The organism is Mangrovibrevibacter kandeliae, assembly GCF_024519155.1.
GTDB classification, from domain to species: Bacteria; Pseudomonadota; Alphaproteobacteria; order Rhizobiales; family Rhizobiaceae; genus Mangrovibrevibacter; species Mangrovibrevibacter kandeliae.
Window position 1 is genome coordinate 1,032,334 of record NZ_JANIFJ010000001.1, and the last position, 23,706, is coordinate 1,056,039.

Consider the following 23,706-nt stretch of genomic DNA (forward strand, 5'->3'; position numbering starts at 1 on the left):
GCCGGTCAGGCGCCGAGATAGGCCTCGCGCACCGCCGGATCGTTCTGCAGCTCGGCGATCGGCCCCTGGCCGACGATCTTGCCGGTCTCCATGACGTAGCCGCGGTCGGCGACCGAGAAGGCGGCAAAGACGTCCTGCTCGACGAGGAGGACGGTGACGCCCTGGCTTCGGATGTCGGTCAGGACCTCGAGCAACTGGTCGACGACCACCGGCGCAAGCCCGAGGCTCATCTCGTCGATCAGGAGGAGCTTCGGGGCCGCCATCAACGCCCGGCCCATGGCGCACATCTGCTGCTCGCCGCCGGACATGTTGCCGGCGAGCTGGCGGCGGCGTTCCTTCAGCCGCGGAAACAGCGCGTAGACGCGCTCGAAGCTCTCGGCGACGCCGGCCTTGTCGGTGCGCCGGAAGGCGCCCATCGACAGGTTCTCCTCGACCGTCATCTTGCCGAAGAGCTGACGGCCCTCTGGCACCTGCACGAGGCCGCGAGTGAAGGCGGCTTCGGGCGCCAGCGGCAGGAGGTCGTCGCCGTCGAAGCGCAGCGTGCCCTCGGCCGACTTGATCACCCGCGAGACCGCGCGCAGCAGGGTCGTCTTGCCGGCGCCGTTGGAGCCGACGAGCGCGACGATCTCGCCGCGCCCGACGGTCAGGTCGACGTCGAACAGCACCGGCACCGCGCCATAGCCGGCGCGCAGGTTCGCGATGGTGAGGAGCGCCTCGCTCAATGCCGCCTCCGTCCGAGATAGGCCTCGACCACCTGCGGGTCTTCCAGCACCGCGGCCGGGTCGCCCTCGGCGATCTTCTGGCCGTGATGCAGCACCAGGACGCGGTCGGACAGGCTGCGGATCGCCTTGATGACGTGCTCGATGACGAGGATCGTCACGCCGCGCTCGCGCATCTTCTTGATCAGCTCGATCACCTCCTCGACCTCGACCGAGTTGAGGCCGGCCATCACCTCGTCGAGCAACAGGAGCTTTGGCCCCATCGCCAGCGCCTTGGCGAATTCGAGCCGCTTGCGGTCCGGACCGCCGAGCGAGTCCGCGCGCGCGTCGATGCGGTGCGACAGGCCGGTGAAGTCCAGCCAGTCGCGGGCCGATTCGCGCGCCTTCGCCATCGCCGTCTCGCCGCCGTCGCGGCCGAAGAGGGCGCCGACGGTGACGTTCTCGAGGACCGACATGCCGGGGAAGGGCTTCATCACCTGAAAGGTGCGGCAGATGCCGAGATGCGCCCGCTTGTAGGGCGCCAGCGCGTCGATCGGCTGCCCCTCGAAGTACAGAGCGCCCTCGTTCGGCCGTAGCGTGCCGGAGATCATGTTGACGAGCGTCGTCTTGCCGGCGCCGTTCGGGCCGATCAGGCCGAGGATCTCGTTCTTACGCATCTCGAACGAGACCTGATCCACCGACACGAGGCCGCTGAAGCGCTTGGTCACGCTCTCGGCGCGCAGGATGGGCGTGCCGCCCGCCGTGTCCGCTGCCGCGTTCAAAGCCGGTTCTCCCGGATGTTCTGGAGGAAGAAGCGCGGCCCATGCGCGCGTACGCCGCCCACCATGTTGGCCAGGCCGCGGGGCATGAAGATCACCGCCAGCACGATGACGAGCCCGAAGAGCAGCGCCGCCGCGGTCGAGATGCTGCTCGCCAGATACTCGTAGATGGTCGACAGGATGAAGGAGCCGACCAGCGGGCCGAAGACCGTGCCCGGACCGCCGAAGACGGCCATGATCACCATCCGCACGTTCAGCGTCGGGTCGAAGGCGCTGGCCGGGTCGATGAAGCTGATCCAGTAGGCGTGGATGCCGCCGGCAAGGGCGGTGAAGAAGGCCGAGAGCACCAGCGCGGTGATCTTGAAGGTCGTCGTGTTGACGCCCATCGTGCCGGCCGCGTCCTCGTCCTCGCGGATCGCGACCAGCCCCATGCCGAAGCGGCTGCGCGAGATCCAGGCGACGGTGAGGGTGCACACGACGAGAAGGCCGAGCGACAGCTCGTAGAACATCGTGTCGGCGCGCACGAGCGGCAGCACGAGGCCGATATTGGAGCCGGCGATCGGCATGTTGGAGACGATCGCGCCCATCGCCGCCGACAGGCCGAGCGTGGCGATCGCGAAATACGGGCCGCGCAGGCGCAGGATCGGAAAGCCGATGAGAAGCGCGCAGACCACCGCGAGGATCACGCCGAGCACCAGGCCCACCCAGAAGGGCAGCTGGTACTGGGCCATCGCGATCGCGGTGCCGTAGGTGCCGAGCCCGTAGAACACCGAGTTGCCGAAGGAGACGTAGCCGGTGAAGCCGCCGAGGATGTTCCAGGCCTGCGCGAGCACGGCGAGGAGCAGCGCGTCGATGGCGAACTGCATCATCACGTCGCTCGCCACCCACGGCACGAAGACGAGGAGCACCACCACGACGAGGGCGATGACGTAGGGCAGGGACTTCATCAGGCGGCCCTCAGCGAGCGGGCGGGGCGCACGATCAGCACCACGACGAGGAGGCCGAAGCTGATCACGTCGCTGTAGGTCGGGCCGGCATAGAGGGCGGTGAGCGATTCAGCGACGCCGACGAAGATGCCGCCGAGAATGACGCCGAAGGGATTGGCGAGGCCGCCGATGATGGCGATGACGAAGGACTTCGCCGTCAGGCTCGCGCCGATGTAGGGCGTCAGGTGGGCGATCGTGCCGTAGAGGCCGCCCGCCGCGCCGGCGAGCGCGGCGCCGATGCCGAAGGTCACGGCGTAGAGCTGGCGCGGGTCGACGCCATAGAGCCGCGCCGCGACGAGGTTCTGCGCCGTCGCTCGGATGGCGCGGCCGAGCGCCAGCTTGTTGAGGAGCAGCCAGACCGCGCCCGCCAGCACCAGGGCGATGACGAAGGCGGCGAGATTGACCAGCGGCACGGTGATGCCGCCGACGACGACGTTCGAGCCGGCATAGCTCGGATTGATGGTGCGGAAGTCGGCGCTGAAGGCGAGCTGCGCCAGATAGGTGATGACGACGTTCAGCCCGAAGGTGATCAGCAGCGTGTTCAGCATCGCCGAGCGCACGATGAGGTTCAGCACGAAGCGCTGCAGCAGGTAGCCAAAGGCGAACATGCCGACGATGGCGATGGGCAGGGCCAGGAACGGATCGATGCCGGCCCCGGTGAACAGGAAGTAGACGGCGTAGCCGCCGAGCATGATCATCGCGCCATGCGCGAGGTTGACGATGTTGAGGACGCCCCAGACCAGCGCCATGCCGAGCGCCATCAGGCCGTAGAGGCCGCCGAGCAGCACGCCGTTGGTGAGGATCTGTGCCAGGAGCACGGGACGCAGCCTCCTATGCCGGTGCGGCCGGGGACACCGGTGCGCGCGCCGCGATGATCGAACGAGGAGGGGGCCGCGACCGCAGTGGCCGCGGCCCCCAGAAGGTGTCCGCTCGCGCGGCCTCAGCCGCGCTTGCCCCAGGCCGGGACCGGGTATTGCGGCTGGTTCAGGATCTTGTCGGTGTAGACCGGGACGAGCTTGCCGTCCTGGATCTGCACGACGATCTGCGGCAGCACGATCTGGCCGTTGTCGCCATACTTGATGTGGGCATAGAGGCTGTCGAAGTCGGACTGCGCGATGGCATCGCGCACCGCCTTCGGGTCGAGCGAGCCTGCCTTCTCGATGGCGTAGACGAAGGTCTCGACGTCCGCGGCGCCGGAGGCCGCGTGATAGTCCGGCTGGTAGCCGAACTTGTCGTTGTAGGCCTTCGCGAACTGGGCGGCGTCGCCGTACCACTTGTCCTTCAGCGACTCGTCCGGCAGCCAGGAGGTCATGCCGAAGGCGTAGTTCGCGTCGGAGCCGAGCGCCTTGCGGAAGTCCGAGGTCGGCACGCCGACGGTGAAGGAGTAGAAGGACTTCGGATCGACGTTGAGGCTCTTCATCTGGCGGATGAAGTTGAGCGCGTCGGTCTCGTGGCCGCTCCACAGGATGGCGTCGACGCCCGCCGACTTGATCTGCGACAGGATCGAGGCGAACTCGCCGGCGCCGTCGCGGAAGGACTGGTCGACGACCACCTCCATGCCGGCCTTCTTCAGGTGCTCGCGCGTGCCCTTGGCGACCGACACGTCGAAGCTGTCGTCGGCGGCGACGAGCGCCACGGTCTTCGGCACCGGGTCGAGCTTCTGCAGCATCTCGATGGTCGAGAAGTAGTAGTCGTCGGCCGGCGGCAGCGTACCGAAGATGTACTTGTAGTTTCGGGTGTAGATTTCCGTCGAGGCGCCACCGCCCTGGACCATCGGCACCTGGTACTTCTCGGCGATCGAGGAGTCGTTCAGCGCGAAGTTGGAGGCGAAGGGTCCGAGCAGGAAGTTGACCTTGTCGGCCGAGATCAGCTGCACGTACTGGCGGACGCTGAGATTGACGTCGGACTGGTTGTCGAGGACGTTCAGTTCGAGCTTGTAGCTCGTGTCGCCGACCTTGACGCCGCCGCCTTCGTTGATCTTGTCGACCATCAGCTGATAGGCGTCGCGATAGTAGCGGCCGGTGTTGGCCTGCGGCCCGGTCAGCTGCACCGAGGCGCCGAGCTTGATCACGTCCTCGGCAGAGGCAAGCGACGTCGATGCGGCCAGAAGCGTCAGAGCGCCCAGCACGGTAATGGAATGTCTCACGGACGTTCTCCCAGGTTCGAGCCTTGCGTCGCCTCCACCGCAGCCGGACCGGCCGCGTCCTCCGCAGAGCCCGCGCATGACGGATCGTAGCTAACACGAAGAAACAAGCCTCTCCAGCCGAAACAGCGGCATCCCCGACTTTGGTGGGAGGCCAGGCTCGACGGCACCGCGGCGTCGACGGGAGCGGGCGGACTCGCGGCCGGCCTGCCGCCCCTCCTGCGGCGCGCAGATCGGGAGGCGACTGCTAGAAGTAGTGCGGGTGGGCCGCGGCAATGCGATCCACGGTGGCGAGCGTGCCGGACAGATGCGTGCGGACCGCCGCGGTCGCGGCGCCGCCGTCGCCCGCCTCCAACGCCGCAAGGATCGCGCCGTGCTCGTCGAGCACGCGGGCGATCTTGCCGGGGGTCGGAAGGTCGAGCTTGCGCAGCCGGTCGATATGGCCGGAGCGCGCCTGCACGAGGTCCCAGAGCGCGCCTTGGTCCAAGGCCTCGTAGAGCGTGGCGTGGAACTGCCGGTCGAGTTCGGCGAACAGCGCAAGGTCGGCTTCGTCCCGGGCCCGCTCCTGCCCCTCGAGCAGCCGCCGCGCCCGCGACACGACCGCGTCGCGCCCGCCGCGCCCGGCGATCGCGCTGACGATCTCGAGTTCCAGCGCGGTGCGCAGGAACTGCGTCTCGCGCGCCTGCCGCACGTCGATCCGCGCGACCAGTGTCTTCGACTGCGGGAAGACGTCGACGAGGCCCTCCGCTTCGAGCTTCAGGAAGGCGTCGCGCACCGGCATCTGGCTGACGGTGTAATACGCGGCGAGCGCCGGCCGGGACAGGGATTCGCCGGGCTGCAGGTCGAGCGTCAGGATCCGGTCGCGCAGATCCTCGTAGACCTGAAGCGCGGCCGGACGGCGCCGGTCGAGATTGAACCGCCGTTCCAGGGCCGCAGCCGCCGTCGGCCGTGCCGCTTCGGTCTCGTCAGCTCGCATTCCTCGCTCTCCTCGTCGTCGCGCAGTCAACATCATACACTTGTTCGCCGCCACTCTGATATATTAGGATGTTTCCGGGCGCGTCGTGCTGCGGTGCACCCTTGTAACGCAGGGAGCGGGCCAGGCCAGCGATGCCGGACAAGATGAAGACGAAAGACGATCTGCGCAGCGCGCGCTGGTTCGCACCCGACGATCTCAGGAGCTCCGGACACCGCTCGCGCACGATGCAGATGGGCTACGCGCCGCAGGAGTGGATGGGCAAGCCGCTGATCGCCGTCCTCAACACCTGGTCGGACGCCAATCCCTGTCACGCGCACTTCAAGTCGCGGGTCGATGACGTCAAGCGCGGCATCTTCCAGGCCGGCGGCTTCCCGATCGAGCTGCCGGCGCTGTCGCTGTCGGAGAGCTACGTCAAGCCGACCACGATGCTCTACCGCAACATGCTGGCGATGGAGACCGAGGAGCTGCTGCGCTCGCATCCGGTGGACGCGGCGGTGCTGATGGGCGGCTGCGACAAGACCACGCCGGGCCTCGTCATGGGCGCGGTGTCGATGGGCCTGCCGATGATCTACCTGCCGGCCGGTCCGATGCTGCGCGGCAATTATCGTGGCCAGGCGCTCGGTTCGGGCTCCGACGCCTGGAAGTACTGGGACGAGCGGCGCGCCGGCAATCTCGACGACGAGGCCTGGGTGGAGATCGAGGCCGGCATCGCCCGCTCCTACGGCCACTGCATGACGATGGGCACGGCGAGCACCATGACGGCGATCGCCGAGGCGCTCGGCCTGACGCTGCCCGGGGCGAGTTCGATCCCGGCCGCGGACGCGAACCACATCCGCATGGCCTCGGCCGTCGGCCGGCGAGCGGTCGAGATGGTGTGGGAAGACCTGACGCCGAACAAGATCCTGACGCGCGCCGCATTCGACAATGCGACGACCGTCGCGATGGCGACCGGCTGCTCGACCAACGCCGTGGTCCACCTGATCGCCATGGCACGGCGCAGCGGCGTCGACCTGACGCTCGACGATCTCGATGCGGCGAGCCGGGTGACGCCGGTGCTCGCCAACATCCGGCCGGTCGGCAAGACCTACCTGATGGAGGACTTCTTCTATGCCGGCGGGCTCCGCGCCCTGATGGCCCGGCTCGGCGACAAGCTCGACCGCTCGGCGATGACAGTCAGCGGCGTGACTCTCGGCGAGACGCTGGAGGGCGCCGAGTGCTTCAACGAGGACGTCATCCGCAGCCTCGACAACCCGATCTACAGGGAGGGCTCGCTCGCGGTTCTCAAGGGCAACCTCGCGCCCACCGGCGCGGTGATCAAGCCGGCCTCCTGCGATCCGAAGTTCCACGTGCACGAGGGCCCGGCGCTGGTCTTCGACACCTACCCGGAGATGAAGGCGGCGGCCGACGACGAGGATCTCGACGTCACGCCGGACACCGTCATGGTGCTGCGCAATGTCGGACCGCATGGCGGGCCGGGCATGCCGGAATGGGGCATGCTGCCGCTGCCGAAGGCGCTTCTGAAGCAGGGCCACCGCGACATGCTGCGCATCTCGGACGCGCGCATGAGCGGCACCAGCTACGGGGCCTGCGTGCTCCACGTCTCGCCGGAGTCGCATGTCGGCGGCCCGCTGGCGCTGCTGCGCACCGGCGACATCGTGCGCATGGACCTGCCGAACCGCCGGCTCGACATGCTGGTCGACGAGGCGGAGCTCGAGCGGCGCCGGGCCGAATGGACGCGGCCGCCGGAGAAGTTCGGACGCGGCTATGGCTGGATGTTCGCGCGCCATGTCGGCCAGGCCGACACCGGCGTCGACTTCGACTTCCTGCGCACCGACTTCGGCCCGACGGCCGGCGAGCCGGACATCTACTGATCTCATGACTTTTGGATCCGAGGGGAGGGCGGCAATGACCGACGACGGGCTGGACGAGACGACGCGCGAGAAGTTCGAGGGCGTGTCGACGGCGACGCTGGCGACGGCGATGTTCAAGCGCGGCCTGCGCAACCAGTTCATCCAGGACGTCCGCCCGGTGGCGCCGCGCGGCCGCGTGATGGTGGGGCAAGCCTTCACCCTGCGCTACATCCCGGCGCGCGAGGATCTCAACACGCTCGACGTCTTCAAGAACCCGAGCCACCCGCAGCGTGCCGCCGTCGAAGCCTGTCCGCCGGGCTGCGTCCTGGTGATGGACAGCCGCAAGGACGCGCGCGCCGCCTCGGCCGGCTCGATCCTGATCTCGCGCCTCCAGGCGCGCGGCGTCGCCGGGGTCGTCACCGACGGCGGCTTCCGCGACAGCCCGGACATCGCGCGGCTGGAGATCCCGGCCTATCACCAGCGGCCTTCGGCGCCGACCAACCTGACGCTGCACCAGGCGCTGGAGTTCGACGTGCCGATCGGCTGCGGCGACGTCGCGGTCTGGCCCGGCGACGTGATCGTCGGCGACGACGAGGGCGTGATCGTGGTGCCGGCGCACCTCGCCGAGGAAATCGCGGCCGAGGCCGTCGAGATGACCGCCTACGAGGACTTCGTCGCCGAGGAGGTGCTGAAGGGGCGCTCGATCGTCGGCCTCTATCCGGCGACGAACCCGAAGTCGCTCGAGGACTTTGCGCGGTGGCGCGCAGCGAACGGGCGCTGAGTCTCCACGGGCGTCGAGCTTGCAGAGCCTCATGCCGGTTGTGCGGGTGAGGCGAGACGCCCCGGCCGGCGGGGTGTCCGCCGACCGTGAAGGTCAGTCGGCGAAGCGGAAGGCCGGCACGCCCGGCACCTCCACCTCCAGCCGCAGGACCGCGCCGGAGAGCGGAAACGCCGTCCGCTGCTCGTCCGTCAGCATGTCACGCCGGCTGGTGACGAAGAGGGTGCGCATGTCCGGGCCGCCGAAACAGGGCATCGTCGGCTTCGGCAGCGGCAAGGCGATCGTCTGCAGAACCGCGCCGTCGCGGCCATAGCGGTTGAGGACGCCAGCCGAGGTTCCGGCGCTCCAGTACGCGCCCTCGCGATCGACTGCCCCGCCGTCCGGCCGGCCCGAGTTTTCGGTGGGCTCGGCGATCCGCACCCGGTCGGCCATCGCGCCGCGCGCCGGGTCGAAGCGCCAGCGGTCGATCCAGGGCCCGCAGGAGTCGCTGTGGAACATCGTCCGCCCATCGGCCGACCAGGCGAGACCGTTCGACGCCTTGAGGCCGGTCACGTGCGTGCTGACGCTGCCGTCGCCGCTCACCCGGAAGAGCGCGGCGATGTGCTGCATCTTCTCAAAGGCGACCTCGTGGACGCTGCCGATCCAGAAGGCCCCGTCCGGTCCGACCTTGCCGTCGTTCAGCCGCATGCCGGGCACGGTGAAGTCGAACCGGGCAATCGGCGTGCTCGTGCCGGAGCACGGGTCGAACAGCACGACCGCGTCGCGCAGCGCGACGACCAACCGGCCGCTGCGGGCAAGGCCGAAGCTGCCGACGCTGGAGGGAAAGCGCCAGACCTGCGCCTCGCCCGAGGCGACATCCAGCGCGTGGATCGTGCAGGCGTGGACGTCGCACCAGTAGAGGCGCTGCTGCGTCTCGTGCCAGACCGGGCTCTCGCCGAGCTCGCAGCGCAGGTCGCTGAGTGGCGCGATCCTCATGATCCGAAGGCGAGGTCCGGCAGCCACAGGACCACCTGCGGCAGGAACAGGAGCACGACGAGGAGCGCCAGCACGGCGAAGAAGAAGGGCAGCGCCTCGACCGTGTACTCCTCGATCTTCACGTCCATCAGCGAGCAGACCGCGAACATCGCGACGCCGACCGGCGGGGTCATGCCGCCCAGCGTCACGATGCTCATCATCAGGATGCCGAAATGCACGGGGTCGATGCCGATGTGCTGGACGACCGGCACGAAGATCGGCGTCAGCAGCAGCACCAGCACCGTGCTCTCGATGAAGCAGCCGGCGACCAGCAGGAAGACCATGATCAGGAGCACGATCATCTGCGGGTTGGTGACGCCCGTCAGCATCCACGTCGAGATCGACTGGGGCACCTGCAGGAAGATGATGGCAAACCCGATCATGCCGGACATCAGGATGATGATCATGATCATGCCGATGTCGGAGATCGTGTGCTCGAAGGCGCGCTTGATGCCCTCCCACCTGAGGTCGCGGTGCAGGAAGACGCCGATCACCACGGCGTAGACGACGGCGAAGGAGCCGACCTCGGACGGGGTGAAGACGCCGCCGCGGATGGCGAAGACCAGCGCGACGGGGAAGAGGAGCGCCCACTTGGCGCCCCACACCGCCGTTCCGAGCGAACCGAGCGTCGGCTTCCGGGCGTCGGCGACGACATAGCCGCGCCGCCGGGCGATCAGGAAGGTGGTGAGCATCAGCACCGCCATCATCAGGAGGCCGGGGATGACGCCGGCGAGAAACAGCCGCCCGATCGAGACGTTGCCGACATAGCCGTAGAGGATGAGGCCGATGCTCGGCGGGATGGTGGCGGTGATCAGCGAGCCGACCGCGATCGCCGCGGCCGAGAAGCCCTTGCCGTAGCCGCGCGCCACCATGTCGGGCCCGAGGATGCGCGCCTCCATCGCGGCGTCGGCGACCGCCGAGCCCGACACGCCGCCCATCACCGTCGAGAGGAGGATCGCGACCTGGGCGAGCCCGCCCGACATCCAGCCGACGGCCACGTGCGAGAACTTGAACAGGCGTGCGGTGATGCCGCTCTCGTTCATCAGGTGGCCGGAGAACACGAAGAAGGGCACCGCCAGGAGCGGGAAGCTCTGGCTCATGGTGGCGATCTTCTGCACGCCGATGGAGGCGGGCATCACCGGGTTGGTGACGAAGAAGACGAAGCCGGAGATGCCGATGGCGAAGGCCACTGGCGCCCCGATCCCCATGAGGACGACGAAGGCGAGCCCGACGAGCAGCATGGAAGGTTCAGAGCTCCGAAGCCGGCGCCGTCTCGCTGGACGTGCGGGTGTAGACGAGGGTCTGGCCGTCGGCGCGATCCCGCCAGGCGACGGCCATGTTGGAGAGGAGCGCGAGCATCAGCATCACGCTGCCGGCCGGTACCGCGCCGGTGACCCAGCCGTAGGACAGGCCGCTGTCGCCGAACTGCCGGGCACTGTTGAGGAGCGTCAGCTTGATTCCCTGCTGCATCAGCGCCCCCAGAAAGACCAGCACGACCCCGGAGACGGCGAGCTCGCAGGCGAGCCGCCAGGGGCGCGGCAGGAAACGGACGAGGAGGTCGATGCCGATATGGCCCTTCTGCCGCAGGGCGCGGGTCGCGCCGAGGAAGCACAGCCAGATGAAGAGCAGCTGCGCGAGATCCACAGACCAGACCAGCGGATGGTCGAAGAAGCGCAGGATCGAGGCGGCGAAGACGAGGAGGACGATCGCCGCCAGCAGGAGTGCGGCGACCACCAGTTCGAGCTGGGCAAGACGCTTGAGCATGGACATCCGCAACCGGAAAGCCGGAAAGGGAGCGGCCGGGCAGGGCCGGCCGCGACGATCGTTACTGCGCGAAGAGCGTCTTGACCTGCTGGTGCAGGTCGCCGTAGCCGAGCTCGTCGTAGACGCCCGCGGTCGCCTTCTCGAAGGGGGCGGTGTCGATGTCCTCGACCGTCATGCCCTCCTTCTTCAGCTCCGCCTCGATCCGGTCGAGCGAATCGCGCGTGCCGTAGGAGGCGACGTCGCCGGCCTTCAGCGCCTCGTCGCGCAGGAGCGTCTGCAGGTCGGCCGGCAGGCTGTCGAACCACGGACCGCTGGTCACCAGGCCGGTGATCAGGTTGATGTGGTGCGTCTTGGTCAGGTACTTCGTCACCTCGAACAGCTTCGAGCCCTGGCCCGCCGGCAGCTGCGCCTCGACGGCGTCGATGACGTTCTGCTGCAGCGCTGAGTAGACGTCGGCATAGGGCATCGGGGTCGGTGTCGCGCCCATGGCGCCGATGCTCTTGGTCCAGACCGGCGCGCCCGGGGTGCGCATCCGTACGCCCTTGAGGTCGTCCGGCGTCTTGATCTCCTTGTTGGTCCAGAGCTGGCGCTCGCCCTGCCACCAGTTGAAGGAGAGCACCTGCAGCTGCGAGCCGTCGTGGAGCTTCTTCGCCCACTCCTCGAAGAGCGGCGAGGTGACCACCTTGCGGATGCCGTCGTAGCCGGTGGCGAGATAGGGCGCTCCGAGAATGCCGAACTCGTTCTGGAAGACGGCGAGACGGCCGCCGTCGACGACCACCGCCACCGGCGCGCCTGCGCGCGCCTGCTCCAGGACGTCCTCGTCGGGTCCGAGCTGCGAGTTGGGGAACAGCTTGATCTCGAGCGCGCCGTTCGACTGCTTGGCGACCTCGTCGCGCAGGCTCTCGAGGCCCTTGTAGAGCGGGTCGCTGGTGGTGAGCGCGGTGTTGATGCTGAGGGTGTAGTCGGCGGCAAGGGCCGGAACGGCAGCGAAGGCGATGACCGCCGCCGCCAAGGTCTGCGCCAAGGCGAGCTTCATGGAATCCTCCCGTGTGACGGATGCCTCCCCGACACCCGAGGTCTAGTATTGTAATATATCAGCGAATTGCAAGCGTCCTCGCACGCCGCTGTCACGCGTGGGGTTTGGTGGAAGCGGCCGGGCACAGCATTGCAAAGGCCAGCTGAAGTGCGAGCCGCTCGACGCCCCTGCGAAAGGCAGCGCAGACCCGACGGATCCGGTTCTCCACAGAGCGTCAAGCGGCTGCGCCGCAACGTCCCGCCGCCTGCCGCCCGGCGCGCGAGGCCGTGGCCGCCACACCTCAAATGCAAAGAGCCCGGGCCATCTCGCCCGGGCTCCTCACATGAGTCTTCGTTTCGGCTGGTGCCGGAGATCAGCTGCAGCCGCTGGTCGAGCCGCAGGTGTCGCACTTCAGGCAGGTGCCGTTGCGCACCATCGTGAAGTTGCCGCACTCCGAGCAGCTCTCGCCGGTGTAGCCCTTCATCAGCGCCTCGGCGCGGCGCTCGGCGCTGACCGACTTCTCCTCGACATTGGCCGTGTCGCGGCTGGTGGCCGAGTAGGCGAGCGGCTGGTCGAACAGCCCCTGCGCCGGCGACACGTCGGCGACCGTCGACCAGAGCTTAATGCCTGATCGCGCGAGCGTCCGAGGGTGACCCGCTAGAACTGTGACCGAGCAGTCAATGGCGCGGAATCTGCTCAGAACCTACTAGCGCTGCCTCGCAGCGTACGTAGGTCATCTGCCACGGTTTGATTCATGGGTCGGATATCAGTGAGGCCCAGTACTTGCCTTCGGACGCGGGCAGCAGATAAGCTGACTTTGAAGCAGCTAGATACTTCAGTATCGCTCGAACACTCTTTTACAAGCCAATCAGGCATGAGGAATGCTGATGCAAAGGTATTTGCCTGCCACTCAGCACTCGCAAAGATCGGCAGCTTCTGGAGCTGCGCATATTTGACCGGCGCGCGATGCATCGGAACTGCACTTTTATGTAAAACCAGATGCCCTAGCTCATGGCTCAGGGTCATCCTCGCTCGACCATCATGTACAGCAGCATTCTCATAGACAAGATTACGAACTGTGATCGAGGGGGGATCGAACTGAGTGTAGGCCTCGATACCATCCGCGGAATTACCCTCTATACAGAGGACAAACTCAGGGAAAATGGACGGTAGTTCGTGCTCAAGGATGTTCAAGAGGTCCGGCGTAAGTCGATCGACAGGCACACTTAGCGCTTCACGCCACGCGTACGCTTTCTGCTCGATGTCAACGCGACTCATGGGTGAACTGAAGTAGTCCGTGGTCACTGCGGTTTATCCTCTGATTTGAGGCCGAGATTACGGATATCACGCGGGGCTAGTTCATGTATCTTCCTGTATAGCTTTAGTGTAGGCGTGGCGCGCTTTCGTGCTGTGTCGAAGGGTACAACATTACCTTTGCTGTACGCTGCGCTAATCAAGGACTGATGTTCGACAAGATCCAATCTAGTCCATTCTGCAAACTGTCGTATATAATTTAGAGGCGGCGTCTGGATCCCCGTTTCGTATGATGAAACGTCAGAAACATCACAAGCGAGAGCCTTTGCTTGTTCTATAATGCGGACACCCCTCCTGCTTCGGATGCTACGGCATAGCGAGCCGAACTTGGTCAGCGTGGGTGAAAATGAAGCCAAAGGATGCCGCGTAGGCATCATAATCCATTGTTTTGTAATGGATATTCTGAGTGTATTACCGCTTCCACAGTGAAATTCGGGGTCATCGGACGCCGCGTTTTGCGGAATGGTCAAAAAAACCCGACCTCGGTGGTCGGGCTTCGATCGGCCTCGGTCAGCGATCAGGAATTCACGGCGCCGTTGGTCGGCGCGAAGCGAGCGCCTCGAACGCCGATCTATCGAAGACGTACGCACCAATCGACTCGCGATCGAGGACCGGGCGGATAAAGGCTCGTTCGAGTTCGACCATCGCAGTTCTCGTCCCAACACCCAGCCGGGCCGATATCTCACCAAGCATGACGTAGCTTTCCTGGAACCGAGACACCTCCTCGTTCCTCACGTAGGTCTGGGGACATCGCTTGCTTGGGTTCAGCGCCGTGAAGGAAGCGATGGCACCCCCGTCGACCAGACCCCTAACGACGCTCGTCGGAAGCGAAAGGCGGGTCTGCACCTCCCTCAGCGTCATCCCGTCGACCTCTTCGCCGCGGACCAGCGGCCGCAGTTCCTCCGGATCGACCAGTACGGACATGTAACCTGCGGCGTTCGGGTTGACGGCGATCGTGGGTAGACGACGGTCCAATATCAACGTGACGACCTCCACCGCCGAGCAGTTGCAAGCCTTCATTGCGCCGCGGATGTCGCGCAGCTGCGACTGCCGCTCGACCGTGACCTCCGCCGCCCCGCCGAGCAGCCTCGTCAGGAATCCGTCGAGGTCCGAACGCGCGAAGGCGTGAAAGATTCCGGCCGCGTAGCCGCCGGGCAGGACGGGCACGAGAAGGCCGGCTTCCATTAGCAGTCGATCGTGCGGACGGGGGATTGAAAGATAGGCAGCCGCCTCCTTCAGCGACATGGCATCCGCGATCCGTTTCAGGAAGGCGGCGGACGCGTCGACCGGGAAGAGGACGCGATCGCCCGACGCGGCGTCCCCGGAATCGAGCAGACCGGCCTGCTTCAACAGGCGTCGGAGCCGCTTCGGGTGCGACGCCGACCCAATCGCTGCCGACCTGATCGAATGGACCTTGCGAGCCGGCACCGGGACACCGAAGACGGTATCTTGCGGCCCGAGCGGCATGTTCTCGATTGCATAGTCGCGAATCACGTCGCGAAGCGGATCGTATGCCGGATCATCCGTCTCGTGCGCCAGCCAGTCGTAGAGACGCCCGAACGCGCCTTTCGGCCCGACAGCGCGTCGGGTTGCCGGCCGGCGTTGTGCGATCTCCGCCAGTGACGTCCGGATGCCGGCCAGGCCTTCGGATGCGTGTCGGAAGCCGACGGCGGCAGCGGCACGGCGCTCGGTCTCGTCGAGGCCGGTCAGTTCCACGTCGGGCCCGTGCGAGACCACCGCACCCAGAATCTCGCAGACGCCGATGTCGGCGTAGAGGGGCAGCCTGCCGAGCCAGCCGCCCCGGTTTTCGCCGCCGAGGCGAGCCGCGACGTGCGTCTCGAAGGCCGACTCCGGTACCGGCCTGGCGTCCGCGATCAGGCGGGGCAAGGCGTCGCGAGCGCCGGCGAGGCTCGCCGCCGCATCGTGGAGCGCGCGTCTCGACGGTTCGGCATCCAGCCCGACCAACGCCACGCCGTGCTTCCCGCACGAGCGGACGGCCCTGATCATCCAGCCGAGACGCAGGTGCGCCGGCGCCACCCACCGCAGTCCGTGCCGTCCTATGTCCTCGGCCAAGCAAAATGGACAGACGCGGACGGTCTCGCGCCGGAGGCACGCTCGGGAGAGGATCTCGCCATCGACATCGAACATGCGCGAGCCGATCGACCGCAGCGCGATCCCGGGAAAGCCGCGGCGTTCGTCGCCGATTGCCTCGGCCAGACGGGCGAGCGCCACCGGCGAACCGTCCACGACGCGCTGGAAGGCCGTGCCCATGTCGAGGCAGAACTGGCGAGCGGTCCTGCCGTTCTGCGCGGCTATGCGGCTGCAATAGCCGGCAGCCGTCTCGCCAACGCCGAGAGGCGGGACCGCGTTTCGGTGGACGCGCATCAGGCGTTCCTCCAGTTCTTCGGGACGCTCGTCCGGTCGGCCGGCAGCGTCGGCTCGAGGAACGGCTTGGCACGGGCGACGTCGATCGCGTTCCAGCCGGCCGACATCAGGAAGACGTTGTCCGACCGCGATCCCGTGCGGGCGACGTAGACCGCGGCGAAGTGCTGCGGCGCGAGCGCGGACGAAGCAGACTGCAGCGCGACGCGGACCGCGTCCTGAACGTATTCGACGAGAATTCCGAAGGCGTACTGCGCGGCGTGGCAGAGTCGGGCGAGGAACTCGTCGGCGACCACCTCGTCGCAGGCGATTTCGCCGAGAGTCGCGAACGCGATCACAGTCTCCCGGACGTGATCGAGGTCGGTGCTCAACTTGAGCTTTTCCAGTCGGATGACGCGGCAGCGACGGTCGATCTGGGTGTCGTCGTCGATGAGCGTCTCGCAGCCGGGCAGTCCCGACGCGATAATGCTCACGCCCGATCCCGGCGCCATGAGATCCTTCAAGGAGTCGCGGACCTTCTGGATCACCCGCTCGTCGCCAGTCTGGACGACGTGCTGCAGCTCGTCGATGTGGACTATGCGGATATCCGCGATCTTCAGGTGATGGCGGACCAAGTCCCATGCCTCGTTCTCCCTGAGGCGTCGCGTGGGGACGTAACCCGAAGCGGCGAGGACGGTCTCGGCGAGAAGGCGCGGCGTGCACGGCGAGGGAGTGGTGACCGATACCAGGAGGCACTCGGGCGTGCCGAAGCCGGCGAACTCGGGACGCTTGACGAACGTGCGCCGCAGGGCACGCGTCTTTCCGAAGCCGCTTTCGCCGAGAAGGGCGAATCCGCGGCCTTCGGCGTTGCGTCCGACCGCCGCCGTTCCACCGCTCAGGGCGGCGTCCTCGCGTTCGAGGATGCCGTCGAGGATAAGATCGATCTCGTAGTTCAGGCGCGCATCCAGGTCGGATCCGACGTAGGCCGCGTTCAGCTTCGCCATGCGGCGGGAAACGTCGGCGCGAGCCTGCGACCTGTGCATTCGGATCCGATCGACCGACGACAGGTCCGTCATCGGCAGGCGCGGCCCGCCGCATCCGTTCTGCTGGTTTTCCATCTCATTCCTCCAGGAAGAAGCCGGCGGCGCCATCGCGGCCGGTGCCGTCGCGATCCGACGGCATTTCAGGGGCGTTCGGGCAGTCGACGGGCGCCTCGGTCGGGTCGTCGTCGAGATCGAGGAACGGCTGGTCGTCCGCGTCCCGCTCGGCGACCGCGAAGGCTCGTTCCTGCCAGTCCCAGATGCAGGCGAGGGCGGCCGCGTCTGGACGCGGCGGTGAGAGGCCGACGCGCTTGGAAGCTTCGTCCGACGCGGACTGTATGCGTCTGACCGCTTCGAGCATGGTCTTCTCGTTCCTGGACGCGTCCACGGCGTTCCGGGCGGCGAGCACGTCGAGCCCGGCTGCATGTTGGGCGGACGAGACGCCGGCCATCTCCTTGCGGACGCACGGGACCGTAAGCCAGCCAGCCGGCACGCGGACGGATACCTGTCCGCGATCGCGATCCTCGATCCTGATGGGCACCGGAGCATTACCGATGTCCGGGCGCGCCTTTTGAAGCGCGAGCGAGTTGTAGTCCAACCCCTCCACGCGGACGCCGTTGTTTCCTACGGTCGCGCCGGACGGTCGGCCGAGGACGTGCCGCATCACCGTCGGATGGGGCGGGGGCAGGACGTCGACGTCCGCCGCCAGACGGCGCCACGCGCCCAGGGGCGACTCGCCGCCGAGGCCCGCATGCGGCCTTCGGTTGTAGAAGTTCACACGCCAGTCCTGCAGCAGCTCGTTCAGCATCGTGGGATCGAGAACCGCATGCGCCATCGCGTCGTAGTCACCGCGTGCGACGACGTTGCCGTGCGTGCGGCCGTCGAAACGCGCCGCGAAGCTCGAATGGAAGAAGCGATGGAACGCCTCGAGCGCTCCGCGCATCTGCGGCACGCCGGCGGGACCCAGCACATGCTCGATCTCGAGTTCTGCCAAGGCGATGCGGAAAATCTCTTCGATGAAGCCGGCGCCGTTGTCGGTCGCGACGGCTTCTGGAGACCCGCGTTCGACGCGACCGTCGCCGTCCGCATCCGCGATGTCGTCGTCGCCTGCGATCACTTCGCGGAGGGTCGCCATCGCGCTCGCGCCGGACGGCGCCGCGACGATCTTCGCCGCGAGGCAGTATCTTGTCGCCAGATCGAGCGCGAAGCTGACCCAGAGACGCGCCTTCTTAACCTTCTTCCGCATGTCCGGCGACAGGCTTTCGTAGACGCCCATCCGGATCAGCACGGTCACGAGCTTGATCCGGTGCTCGTCCATCGCGACCATCTCGAGGGGCCGGTAAAAGGTCTGACCGCCCTTGCGCGGGAAGTACTTCTTCTTCGCCTTGTCCAGTCCGTGCCGGCCGACGTACGTCTCCCACGGGTCGAGTTCGGCGATCTCGTCGGCGAGCGCGGCCTTCGAAGGACATAGAAGCGAAGGTAACCCTCCAGCCTTCCTTTCGACGTTCACGCGCAGGAACTCGGCGCTCATGTCGAGGTGGATCTGATTCTTGGTTGGCCGGCGACGGTCGACGTATTTCGCGGCGAACTCGGCTAGGATGCTCCTCGCCTCTGGGTCGAGGCGGTCCTTGCGGTTGCCTGAGTTTTCGTACCAGTCGACGAGCCCTTCTACGCCGAAGGCATCGTAGGCCGCGAGCCAGCGGCGGAGCGTCCGGGGACTCGGTGGCCGCCAGATCGTCACCTTCGTGCCGCAGCGACCGTCGGCGGATTCACGGAGCGCCTGGACCTCCGTGATCCGGCCGGCGATCCGTGCGATCGCCTTCTTCATCGAGACGTCGGACAGCTTCGCCTGTCCCTGATCCCGCATCTCCTCAAACCCCTTGCAGACGTCGAGGCGGTAGAGGGTCTTGTCGCGCTTGTGCGGCGCGAGGTCGGCGAGCGAGAAGGCGCAGCGCGTCAGTCGACGCCGGGTCTTGCGCAGCGAGAAGTGGTCGCGGAACACTTGGACGGTCCCGTCGCGCAGGCCGGCCCCGAAGGCCTCGAGGGTGAAGGATTCGTGGATGTCCGGGGGATCGAGCCGGCGGAGGGTATAGCCGCTGCGGTCGATCGCGGCCGGCACGTATTCGACGCCGTCGACGACGACCTTGTCGGAGGGAGAGAGACGATACGGCATCAGTCGCGGCCTCCCTGTCCCCCGTTCGGGCGGCCTGCACGTCGCACGACGGTGTCCGGGTTGATCGGCGTCGTACCGACCTTGACGAGGGTTCCGACATCGAGCAGCGCCACCGCAGCGACGAAGCCGCGGCCGGCGGGTAGACCGGCGGCGGCGACGAGCGAGCGGATCGTCAGGTCGCCGCGCAGGAGCGTAGCAACGGTCTCGAGAGCGGCGCGGGCTTCGGGACACGAGTGTCGACGCGCCCTCAGGATCAGCTTGGCGTCGGCGACGCGGGTCCGCGGAACGTGGCGCTCCGTCATGACGACGAAGCGTTCGGCGACGTCCGCGGCCTTCTCGTCGAAGACGCGGGCGAGACGCTCCAGGCCGTCGCGTTCGGCCTTCGCGAACGGCTTCACGAGAACGCCGATGCGAACGCCGGACCTCAGCACAAAGAGGAAGTCCAGGTAGTGGCGCTGCGGGCGTCCGGCGTGGTCGCGGTACCGGATGACGGTCGGCTGGTCGTGGACGGCGGCAATGCGGCGATCCGCGAGCGCGACGTCGCGCACGTCGGATTCCAGCTTGCTCTCGGCGAGCTTCTCGCGACGCGTGACGGGGTCGACGAAAGCCGTGCGGAACGTTCGGGCCCCCTTCATCGGGGGTCGCCGGCACGCGGTCGAGCCACGGGGCGGGATCCAGAGGTCGGGATCGTCCGACGACACGTGGACGGGATAGGCGGAGAATGGGTGGGACATGGTCCTGTCGGGATTGCGAACGCCCCCGACGCTCGACGTCGCCGCTTGACCGCGCGAAGGCGATCGGCGACACTCATCGGCGACTCGGGTTGGTCCTGTGGTCAATGAACGGGGCCTGGCAGGGCTCCTTCGATCAGGCGCGTCCGACGGCTAATCGGGCGCGCCTTTCCTCTTCGGCTATCTAGGTCATCGAATCATCTTCTTCGTTGTCGTCGCGACACGAATCAACGAATCGCGCCTTACCGCAAGGGCGACGTCGGCAAACAATCCGATTGACTGAACGGGCGATCGGAGTCCAAAAACAACGGGTTAGCGCAACTCGTTGACTCCTTTTGTTAATTTCCGGTTACTGATTCGTGTGCTTTACAGTCGCGGCGGGGTCAGTTTTCTACGCCCCGCGGGACGGCGGGTCGTGCGACGGGCGACCCGCCGAGGCGAGGCGGACGGTTCGGCGTCTTCGCCCCGTCCCGGAGATCGATGGGACGCACCATCGCTCCATGCCCCGCGGCCTTCGCCCGTTCAGCGACGGAGGCGGTCGGCAGCTCTGAGCTTCCTGACGACGGGCACGGCAGTGTCGCGGAAGATTTCGTACCTGCAGAAGTGCACCTCGCTCGAGACCTGCGAGGAATTCACGATTTTGAACCAGCTCTTCTTGCGGCCCGGCCCTCCCCGGTCCCATCTGTAGCCTGCGGACTTCAAGACGTCGCGAGCCGAGAATGGGGAACCCTCGGCCCGTATCTCGAACATCTCGGCGGACGATGCCCGGACAATCTGGGCGAACGCGCCGTCGGCGCCCGCGTATCGCGGGGCCGCCAGGACCTCGAGCAAGGCGTGGCAGTCCCAGAGCGCACGGTGCGCGTCGTGGAAGATTCCGATCGAGCCGAGCAGGTGACCGAGCTTGGCGCCGTCGGTGCCGAGCCGCTTCCAGTCGACGTCGACGAAGGAACACGCCCAAGGCGATCCTGAGAAGAAGGGCCAGGCTCGTACGGCGAACGAGCGGTCGAAGGCGGCGTTGTGAGCCACGATCAACGACGCGGGCCGGACGAACGCCTCCAACGAGGCGGCGTTGATCGCGTTTCCGGCGAGCGCCTCGTCGGTCAGGCCCGTCAGTCGGACCGCTTCGGCCGACATGGGCCGGGACGGCTGGCGCAGCCCCTCGAACGTCCCGACGACATCGCGGATGCCGCTCGAATCGTAGGTGAACGCCAGGGCCGCCAGTTCGACGATCTCGTCGGACATCGGATCAAGGCCGGTCGTCTCCGTGTCGACGATGATGCCAAGGCGCAGCAGGTCGCCGTCGGGCTTCGGCGCGTCGGAACGAATGGGGCGCGGCTTGAGGCGGCGCAGCACACGGAAGCGGCCGGTCGCCTGCAAACGGTGGACTTCGGCCTCGTCGGAGACTTCCGCCGCGGTCGCGGCCGGGGACGTCGAGTGTGTGGGGGCGTTGACGGCGCCGAGGTCGGAAGCGCGGTCGGAGGAATGTTGATCGAAGAGGAAGGCTGCCTGCATGGATGCTGTTCTTTCGTGTCCGTGCGGAGGGGTACGGCGGCCGGAAGGCGGCCGGCATGCGACTTCGGGAAACGGGGGATGCCGGGTCGCGTCCCGGCGGAGTCAGGTGACACTGGTTCCGTCCGGCGGTACGGCGACGTCGATCGCGGGGACGAACGTGTCGATCGGCCCAAGCGCGGCGAGGACCTCGTTCGCGTCAAGATGGCCGGCGGCCTGCAGGCGTCCCGCGCAGCGCCGGATCGGCTGCTCGTTCGCCGCGACGAAGCGGCCCGCCTCCGCCTCGCAGTGACGCAGCAGACGACGGACGGAGCCGAGGAGGCCGGGGACGAGCGCCAGCGACGGGAAGTCGGCACTGCCGACGTCGCCGAACCAAACCGCACCGTTCTCACCGAGACCCCAGCTTCCCTCGACCGCGATCGCCGTCTTCGTCGCAAGCGCGAGGTCCGACGACGCCTGTCCGCCGGCACCGGCCGAGACCGATCCTAGGAAGCGCAGCTCGGCGGCGCGGCCCGCGAGGAGGTGGACGAGGACGGCGACCGCCTCGTGCCGCGTCGTAGCCCTGGCCGCCGGCTTCACCAGCGTCGTCCCGCCGGCGTCGTGGATCGACACGCCGCCGACGACGCCGATGTCGAGCGCCACGGCTGCGGCGGCGTGCGCCGCCTCGTGAATGGCGATGCGGCGTCTTTCCGTCTCGGGCAGGATCTCGCGGCCCTCGCGGACGGCGAACAGCAGGTCGGCGATCTCGAGGTCGCGGCCGGCGCGACGGGCGATGCCACGAGCCTGGCGGACCCAGGACGCCGCCGCCGCGCCGCTGCCGCCGCGGCCCGCCAGCGCCACGGGCATCAGGTCGACGCCGGGTAGGTCGACGCCGATCAGCGTGCGGAGGATGCCCGCCAGTTCGAGCGCGTCCGGCATGCCGATCGTGACGACGCGGTCGAGACGTCCGGGACGCAGGATCGCCGGGTCGATCCGGTCGACGTGATTCGTCGCCGCGAGGACCGTGACGCCGCTGCGGTCGCTCGCTCCGTCCAGCTCTTCCAACATCGAATTCACGACCTGCGAGCTGTAGTTCAGGTGCCTGTAATGGAACGTCGCCCTGTCGCCGATCGAGTCGAGCTCGTCGATGAACAGGATCGACGGCGCTGAAGCGCGAGCCTCCGAAAAGGTCCGCTTCATGGCCGAAAGGCAGTCGCCCAGGTGACCGTCGCCGGCCGACTGCCACTGCGCCATCGAGCCGATGACGAGCGGCAGGCCGGCGCTACGGGCGAAGCAGCGCGCAAGGAAGGTCTTGCCCGTTCCCGTGGGACCGGCGAGGACCAGGCCGCGGGACATCGCGCTCCAGGCGACCTTGCCGTCGCGGTAGTCCTTCAGGTCGGCGAGCATGGCCTCGACGATCGCCTTCGCCGCGCCGTAGCCATGGAGGTCGCGGACGTCGGGAAGCTCCTCGCCCCTCGACACGCGACGTTGCACCGTCGATCGCAGACGCTCAAGCGAGCCTGCCGCGCCGCGGTGGCGGGAGATGCTCATGCGCAAGTCGTCCAAGGTCGTGCTGGAAATCCAGGACTCGTCCGGGACCGTCACGGCGGTGCCGGTCACCGCTTCGATCAGGACGGCCAGCAGCGGGGCGTTCCAGCCGCCCGGCACGATGGTCCGATCCGCGACGACGCGGACCTGCTCGGGAACGGCGCGGCCGATGTCAACGGAGATCACGCAGACGGGCACTGCGAGCGAGAGAGCCGAGAGGGCGCGCTGCTCCAATTCCTGCCGGCCCCGCTTGTCAACGTCGCAGGACAGGATCACACCCTGGCGACGGTCAGAGCTCGCCAGGTCAGAATCGCTCAGGTCAGCAAGCGTTCCAGTTGACAGGATGCTCGTCGTGCGGCCGAAGCAGCACACTCTGACTACGTAATCGGTGGCTTTGGTCGTGCGAGCGTCCGGCGCCTGGACCACGACCACTGGCGCCTCCTTGCGCATGGCGCGGAGGATCGACGGGTCGTCTTCCATCTGCGCCGCCAGGAGGACGGCGACCGCCACCTCGTCGATCGGCAGCGTCCTGTTGGGTACCTCATCGTCCTCCGGATCGTCGGCGAGCCCGAACTCGTCGAAGATCGTCTTCGTCGCGGCCGTCCGGCCGGTCGCGACGGCCTTGGCCCTGCCCGTGTCGTCGAGCAGCAGCTCGACGAACCGACGGGCGAGCGTGCCGGCGGCACGGCTCTCGACGGGCGCCGAAGAGCGCGGATCGGCCGGCGGGGTGGGGAGTTCGACCTTGTCGATCACGGGTTCGAGCATGCGCGTGTTCCTTCTCTACATGGATGCGGGAAAGGCAATCGTATCCGCGGGCGGTCGGCCGGAGGCGATCTCAGGCGTCGTCGCGCTGGCAGCGGCTGTCCATGGCGCCAAAGCCGCGAATGCGGGCGGACCCAGTTGGGGTGGTGCCCCATCGCGTAGATGCGCGACGTGACGCCGGGTCCGGGTCCAATTCACGTGTGCGACGACACCTCGCCGGCGATGCGGACAGACAACGCGTCGCCGACCGTCAGCCAGCGGAGACGATCGGAGCGCCCGCGAGTTC

At 67.4% G+C, this 23,706-nt stretch carries 19 protein-coding genes; 2 read left to right on the top strand and 17 right to left on the bottom strand.

Annotated features, from left to right (window positions below; genetic code table 11):
* Nucleotides 1-5 precede the first annotated feature (5 nt).
* The 6 genes from NPA30_RS04975 to NPA30_RS05000 all read right to left on the bottom strand — a co-directional run bounded on the left by NPA30_RS04975 (nucleotide 6) and on the right by NPA30_RS05000 (nucleotide 5,582).
* Nucleotides 6-722, bottom strand: a complete 717-nt coding sequence (locus tag NPA30_RS04975; RefSeq protein ID WP_372338742.1) for an ABC transporter ATP-binding protein — start codon at nucleotides 720-722, stop codon at nucleotides 6-8.
* Nucleotides 719-1,480, bottom strand: a complete 762-nt coding sequence (locus NPA30_RS04980) for an ABC transporter ATP-binding protein (protein WP_306228701.1) — start codon at nucleotides 1,478-1,480, stop codon at nucleotides 719-721. The genes NPA30_RS04975 and NPA30_RS04980 overlap by 4 nt, the downstream gene beginning before the upstream one ends.
* A complete protein-coding gene (locus NPA30_RS04985) occupies nucleotides 1,477-2,424 on the bottom strand; it encodes a branched-chain amino acid ABC transporter permease (RefSeq protein WP_256801259.1) in 948 nt (315 codons plus the stop codon). The genes NPA30_RS04980 and NPA30_RS04985 overlap by 4 nt, the downstream gene beginning before the upstream one ends.
* The gene (locus tag NPA30_RS04990) at nucleotides 2,424-3,224 is read right to left on the bottom strand and encodes a branched-chain amino acid ABC transporter permease (RefSeq protein ID WP_306228777.1); all 801 of its coding nucleotides are present in this window, start codon (nucleotides 3,222-3,224) and stop codon (nucleotides 2,424-2,426) included. The genes NPA30_RS04985 and NPA30_RS04990 overlap by 1 nt, the downstream gene beginning before the upstream one ends.
* Before the next feature lie 179 nt (nucleotides 3,225-3,403).
* On the bottom strand, nucleotides 3,404-4,609 hold the full coding sequence (locus NPA30_RS04995) for an amino acid ABC transporter substrate-binding protein (RefSeq protein ID WP_256801261.1): 1,206 nt from the start codon (nucleotides 4,607-4,609) through the stop codon (nucleotides 3,404-3,406).
* Between the two features lie 244 nt (nucleotides 4,610-4,853).
* Entirely contained in the window at nucleotides 4,854-5,582 is a 729-nt protein-coding gene (locus NPA30_RS05000) for a GntR family transcriptional regulator (RefSeq protein WP_256801262.1), read from the bottom strand.
* 143 nt (nucleotides 5,583-5,725) lie between these two features.
* Here NPA30_RS05000 and araD point away from each other — a divergent pair, with 143 nt between their 5' ends.
* Nucleotides 5,726-7,453, top strand: a complete 1,728-nt coding sequence (gene araD, locus NPA30_RS05005; protein ID WP_256801263.1) for an L-arabinonate dehydratase — start codon at nucleotides 5,726-5,728, stop codon at nucleotides 7,451-7,453.
* A gap of 34 nt (nucleotides 7,454-7,487) precedes the next feature.
* The gene (locus NPA30_RS05010) at nucleotides 7,488-8,213 is read left to right on the top strand and encodes a ribonuclease activity regulator RraA (protein WP_256801264.1); all 726 of its coding nucleotides are present in this window, start codon (nucleotides 7,488-7,490) and stop codon (nucleotides 8,211-8,213) included.
* 93 nt (nucleotides 8,214-8,306) lie between these two features.
* On the opposite strand, the gene NPA30_RS05015 is transcribed toward NPA30_RS05010, so the two are convergent.
* From NPA30_RS05015 to NPA30_RS05065, 11 genes are all read right to left on the bottom strand, one after another.
* A complete protein-coding gene (locus NPA30_RS05015; protein ID WP_256801265.1) occupies nucleotides 8,307-9,185 on the bottom strand; it encodes an SMP-30/gluconolactonase/LRE family protein in 879 nt (292 codons plus the stop codon).
* On the bottom strand, nucleotides 9,182-10,465 hold the full coding sequence (locus NPA30_RS05020) for a TRAP transporter large permease (RefSeq protein ID WP_256801266.1): 1,284 nt from the start codon (nucleotides 10,463-10,465) through the stop codon (nucleotides 9,182-9,184). The genes NPA30_RS05015 and NPA30_RS05020 overlap by 4 nt, the downstream gene beginning before the upstream one ends.
* A 7-nt stretch (nucleotides 10,466-10,472) precedes the next feature.
* The gene (locus NPA30_RS05025) at nucleotides 10,473-10,988 is read right to left on the bottom strand and encodes a TRAP transporter small permease (RefSeq protein WP_256801267.1); all 516 of its coding nucleotides are present in this window, start codon (nucleotides 10,986-10,988) and stop codon (nucleotides 10,473-10,475) included.
* Between the two features lie 61 nt (nucleotides 10,989-11,049).
* Entirely contained in the window at nucleotides 11,050-12,024 is a 975-nt protein-coding gene (locus NPA30_RS05030; RefSeq protein WP_256801268.1) for a C4-dicarboxylate TRAP transporter substrate-binding protein, read from the bottom strand.
* A 352-nt stretch (nucleotides 12,025-12,376) separates the two neighbouring features.
* Nucleotides 12,377-12,601: a hypothetical protein gene (locus NPA30_RS05035; protein ID WP_372338760.1), complete on the bottom strand. Its 225-nt coding sequence runs from the start codon at nucleotides 12,599-12,601 to the stop codon at nucleotides 12,377-12,379.
* A 98-nt stretch (nucleotides 12,602-12,699) separates the two neighbouring features.
* Nucleotides 12,700-13,308 (bottom strand): ImmA/IrrE family metallo-endopeptidase, encoded by a 609-nt coding sequence (locus NPA30_RS05040; protein ID WP_256801269.1) that lies wholly within the window; start codon nucleotides 13,306-13,308, stop codon nucleotides 12,700-12,702.
* A 534-nt stretch (nucleotides 13,309-13,842) separates the two neighbouring features.
* Nucleotides 13,843-15,702, bottom strand: coding sequence for a TniQ family protein (locus NPA30_RS05045; protein WP_256801270.1), 1,860 nt, complete (start codon nucleotides 15,700-15,702; stop codon nucleotides 13,843-13,845).
* Nucleotides 15,702-16,829, bottom strand: a complete 1,128-nt coding sequence (locus tag NPA30_RS05050; RefSeq protein ID WP_256801271.1) for an ATP-binding protein — start codon at nucleotides 16,827-16,829, stop codon at nucleotides 15,702-15,704. The genes NPA30_RS05045 and NPA30_RS05050 overlap by 1 nt, the downstream gene beginning before the upstream one ends.
* Nucleotides 16,798-19,122 (bottom strand): hypothetical protein, encoded by a 2,325-nt coding sequence (locus NPA30_RS05055; protein WP_256801272.1) that lies wholly within the window; start codon nucleotides 19,120-19,122, stop codon nucleotides 16,798-16,800. Before NPA30_RS05055 ends, NPA30_RS05050 begins: the two co-directional genes overlap by 32 nt.
* A gap of 1,022 nt (nucleotides 19,123-20,144) precedes the next feature.
* Nucleotides 20,145-21,134 carry a 3'-5' exonuclease gene (locus tag NPA30_RS05060; protein ID WP_256801273.1) on the bottom strand — a complete coding sequence of 330 codons (990 nt, stop codon included), beginning with the start codon at nucleotides 21,132-21,134 and terminating at the stop codon, nucleotides 20,145-20,147.
* Between the two features lie 102 nt (nucleotides 21,135-21,236).
* Nucleotides 21,237-23,423, bottom strand: a complete 2,187-nt coding sequence (locus NPA30_RS05065) for an AAA family ATPase (RefSeq protein ID WP_256801274.1) — start codon at nucleotides 23,421-23,423, stop codon at nucleotides 21,237-21,239.
* Nucleotides 23,424-23,706: the final 283 nt, after the last annotated feature.

Coding starts and splice junctions, on each gene's coding strand:
- NPA30_RS04985 (WP_256801259.1), bottom strand. CDS start 2,424: ATGAAGTCCCTGCCCTACGTCATCGCCCTCGTCGTGGTGGTGCTCCTC.
- NPA30_RS04990 (WP_306228777.1), bottom strand. CDS start 3,224: ATGGCGCTCGGCATGGCGCTGGTCTGGGGCGTCCTCAACATCGTCAAC.
- NPA30_RS05000 (WP_256801262.1), bottom strand. CDS start 5,582: ATGCGAGCTGACGAGACCGAAGCGGCACGGCCGACGGCGGCTGCGGCC.
- araD (WP_256801263.1), top strand. CDS start 5,726: ATGAAGACGAAAGACGATCTGCGCAGCGCGCGCTGGTTCGCACCCGAC.
- NPA30_RS05010 (WP_256801264.1), top strand. CDS start 7,488: ATGACCGACGACGGGCTGGACGAGACGACGCGCGAGAAGTTCGAGGGC.
- NPA30_RS05015 (WP_256801265.1), bottom strand. CDS start 9,185: ATGAGGATCGCGCCACTCAGCGACCTGCGCTGCGAGCTCGGCGAGAGC.
- NPA30_RS05020 (WP_256801266.1), bottom strand. CDS start 10,465: ATGCTGCTCGTCGGGCTCGCCTTCGTCGTCCTCATGGGGATCGGGGCG.
- NPA30_RS05025 (WP_256801267.1), bottom strand. CDS start 10,988: ATGCTCAAGCGTCTTGCCCAGCTCGAACTGGTGGTCGCCGCACTCCTG.
- NPA30_RS05030 (WP_256801268.1), bottom strand. CDS start 12,024: ATGAAGCTCGCCTTGGCGCAGACCTTGGCGGCGGCGGTCATCGCCTTC.
- NPA30_RS05045 (WP_256801270.1), bottom strand. CDS start 15,702: ATGCGCGTCCACCGAAACGCGGTCCCGCCTCTCGGCGTTGGCGAGACG.
- NPA30_RS05050 (WP_256801271.1), bottom strand. CDS start 16,829: ATGGCGCCGCCGGCTTCTTCCTGGAGGAATGAGATGGAAAACCAGCAG.
- NPA30_RS05060 (WP_256801273.1), bottom strand. CDS start 21,134: ATGCAGGCAGCCTTCCTCTTCGATCAACATTCCTCCGACCGCGCTTCC.
- NPA30_RS05065 (WP_256801274.1), bottom strand. CDS start 23,423: ATGCTCGAACCCGTGATCGACAAGGTCGAACTCCCCACCCCGCCGGCC.